Below are 2,972 nucleotides of genomic sequence, written 5' to 3' on the forward strand. Positions count from 1 at the left end.
ACGACACAGAGCTAACGCTTAGGGTGTCATTTCGCCCTCAGCCGGAACCGACCCCCAAATGACGGAGCGCACATGCTCTCAATATCTGCAAACGAGCTTGCAGTCGATGGCGCCAGCTCGCATTTCACCGCCGTCGGCTCACGCTAACTGCAAATGATGGCTTATATCGGCAAGCCCGCCGCCAGCATGCGCTCGCGGATCTCGGCCGTGTGCTTTGGTTCGAGTTGGTTGTTGAGCATCGCGCGAATCTCGGCCGACTTGGCGTCGAACTGTTCGGTCATGGGGGACCGCAAGGATTCCTACGTAAATGAGTTTAGCATTTCATTTCTCCCAGAATAAGCGGTGATGACGCGCCATTCAGCAATGTTTCAAATGTTGGTTCTAGTTACCGCACTACCGCCTGCCGGTTAGAGCAAGTTTTTTCGGGGTTGCCGTCCGGATCGCGGCAACAGGCTTGCGTGCAACCGGGGTGGGCGCGCGTATGGCAACAGGCTGCGTGTTGCCACTTCGCGTTGCCTGTGCACCGGAGACCAGTTTGAAACTGTCGACCAGCTGGGCCAGTTTTCCTGCCTGGCTTTGCATTTCCTCGGCAGCGGCTGCCGCTTGTTCGACCAGCGCCGCATTTTGCTGCGTCACCTCGTCCATCTGCGTGATCGCTTGATTGACTTGTTCGATTCCTTCGCTTTGTTCCTGGCTGGCCAAGGTGATGTCGCTCATGTAGCCGGCAACCTGTTTGACTTGTGTGACGATCTCATCCATCGTCTTGCCGGCATCGTCGACCAGCTTGCTGCCAGCCTCGACTCTCTCGACCGAGTCGCTGATCAGGGACTTGATTTCTTTGGCGGCGCCTGCCGAGCGTTGTGCAAGATTGCGCACTTCGGCGGCTACCACCGCGAAGCCGCGGCCCTGTTCGCCGGCGCGCGCGGCCTCGACTGCTGCGTTCAAGGCCAGGATGTTGGTCTGGAACGCGATGCCGTCGATGACGCCGATGATATCGACGATCTTGCGGGAGCTTTCCTTGATTGACCCCATCGTGCCGACCACCTGGCCGACCGCCTGGCCGCCTTTTATCGCAGTTTCGGATGCAGACGCAACCAGTCGGTTTGCCTCGCGTGCATTGTCGGCGTTCTGTTTCACGGTGCTGGTCAGTTCTTCCATCGAGGAAGCGGTTTCCTCCAGTGAGCTAGCCTGCGATTCGGTGCGGGCCGACAGGTCTGCATTGCCGGTTGCGATTTCCGCGGCGCCGCTATTGACGACATCGGTCGCTTCCTTGATCTGGCCGACCAATAGCTTCACATTAGTTTGCAGCACGCGCAGCGATTGGATCATCTGCGCCAGCTCATCGTCGCCATTGGCGTCGATCTTGGCGCTCAGGTCGCCCGCGCTCATCCGTTCGATGTCATGCTTGACGTTTTGCAGCGGCACGACGACGGCGCGGTACAGCAGGAATCCAGACACCAGGCCCAGGACGATGCCGAGGATGGAAGCGGCGCTCGACCATGCGTCGAATTGCTTGTTTCCAGAAGCCGAGAAGACCAGGTTTGCAATGAACAGAAGCGTCAGCAGCCCGGACGACAGCATGATTTTCGATCTGATCGACAGGATCGCCAGCCAGTCGAAGCGCCGGAAGAATGAGCGCGCGACGACCGAGCCTTCGTGCACCTGAAGTTCGTTGCTGCCACTTTTGATCGTGCGATAGGCTTTGTCAGCGGCAGCTACCTGCTCCCGGCTGGGCTTGACGCGAATCGATGTGTACCCGACCATTTTGCCGTTTTCCAGCATGGGCGCGGCATTGGCCTCGACCCAATAATAATCGCCGTTCTTGCAGCGATTTTTCACCAGGCCAGTCCACGCTTTGCCGGCCTTGATAGTGCTCCAGAAATCTTTGAACGCCTCAGCCGGCATATCCGGGTGACGCACGATATTTTGCGGCGATCCAATTAGTTCTTCTTCCGAGAAGCCGCTGATAATGCAGAAATCCTGGTTAACGTAGGTGATATTCCCGCTCAAATCAGTCTTGGAAACGACCGTTTCCGTGTCCTTCAAGATGTACTCGGAATTTGTTACTGGCATGTTGGTTCGCATTGCTTGCTCCCTGGACGGTGTGTTCTATTGCGGTTTTGGTTCGTTCGATTCGCAGCATGCGCGCGATTTTTGCACCGTCGCCGCATCGCTAAAAGCGAGCGCGGCGTTTCGGTGAATAGCGAGACGGAAGTCATGCCGCCAGTTTTTCGATCAAGCCCATTTCCGTGCTGGACATCAGCTTGTCGATATCGACCAGGATCAGCATGCGTTGTTCGACCGTGCCCAGACCGATCAGATAATTCGTATCCAGCGCCGAACCCATCTCAGGCGCAGGCTTAACTTGGTCCGGAGTCAGCGTGATGACGTCGGACACGCAATCGACCACCATGCCCATCACTCGACCGCCAATATTGAGGATGATGACGACCGTGAACTGATCGTAAGTCGGCGTACCGAGATTGAATTTGATGCGCATATCGATGATCGGCACGATGACGCCGCGCAGGTTGACGACGCCCTTGATGTAGTCCGGTGCGTTGGCGATGCGCGTGACGGCATCGTATCCGCGCAATTCTTGCACTTTCTGGATGTCGACACCGTATTCTTCGCTGCCGAGGTTAAAGGCGAGATATTCCATCGGCGCCGGGGCAGGTGCAAGATGCTGGGCTGGAGTGATGCTGGACATCGTATTCCGTCTCGTAACTGGTAGGGGCGCGCAGGCATATGCAGGCGCGCAAGGTCGGCAAATCGCTGCGGTTAGCAGCCTGTCGGACTTGAACTATAGGTGGACCGAGATTCTTTCTCTGACACCTTTGTGTTTTCATGGTAACGAAATTTGCATCTTTTGGATATGTTTTGGTGCCCAATGTTTTATTTAAACACCACAAAAAGTGGCACTGTTGCAAAGTTAGCGATGAGGCAGCCTTTTGTCTTATTCAAAGGCCTTA

2 protein-coding genes and 1 pseudogene are annotated in these 2,972 nt (G+C 56.2%); all 3 read right to left on the bottom strand.

Annotated elements, in window-relative coordinates:
• Nucleotides 1-161: 161 nt before the first annotated feature.
• Nucleotides 162-281, bottom strand: a pseudogene (locus HX884_RS25890) (AAA family ATPase); the annotation flags it as partial.
• Between the two features lie 112 nt (nucleotides 282-393).
• The gene (locus HX884_RS25895) at nucleotides 394-2,085 is read right to left on the bottom strand and encodes a PAS domain-containing methyl-accepting chemotaxis protein (protein ID WP_032309858.1); all 1,692 of its coding nucleotides are present in this window, start codon (nucleotides 2,083-2,085) and stop codon (nucleotides 394-396) included.
• A gap of 130 nt (nucleotides 2,086-2,215) precedes the next feature.
• A complete protein-coding gene (locus tag HX884_RS25900) occupies nucleotides 2,216-2,710 on the bottom strand; it encodes a chemotaxis protein CheW (protein ID WP_032309859.1) in 495 nt (164 codons plus the stop codon).
• Between the last annotated feature and the right edge of the window lie 262 nt (nucleotides 2,711-2,972).

The sequence above is a fragment of the Enterobacter sp. SECR19-1250 genome, from assembly GCF_013391025.1.
GTDB lineage: Bacteria > Pseudomonadota > Gammaproteobacteria > Enterobacterales > Enterobacteriaceae > Enterobacter > Enterobacter cloacae.

Coding starts and splice junctions, on each gene's coding strand:
- HX884_RS25895 (WP_032309858.1), bottom strand. CDS start 2,085: ATGCGAACCAACATGCCAGTAACAAATTCCGAGTACATCTTGAAGGAC.
- HX884_RS25900 (WP_032309859.1), bottom strand. CDS start 2,710: ATGTCCAGCATCACTCCAGCCCAGCATCTTGCACCTGCCCCGGCGCCG.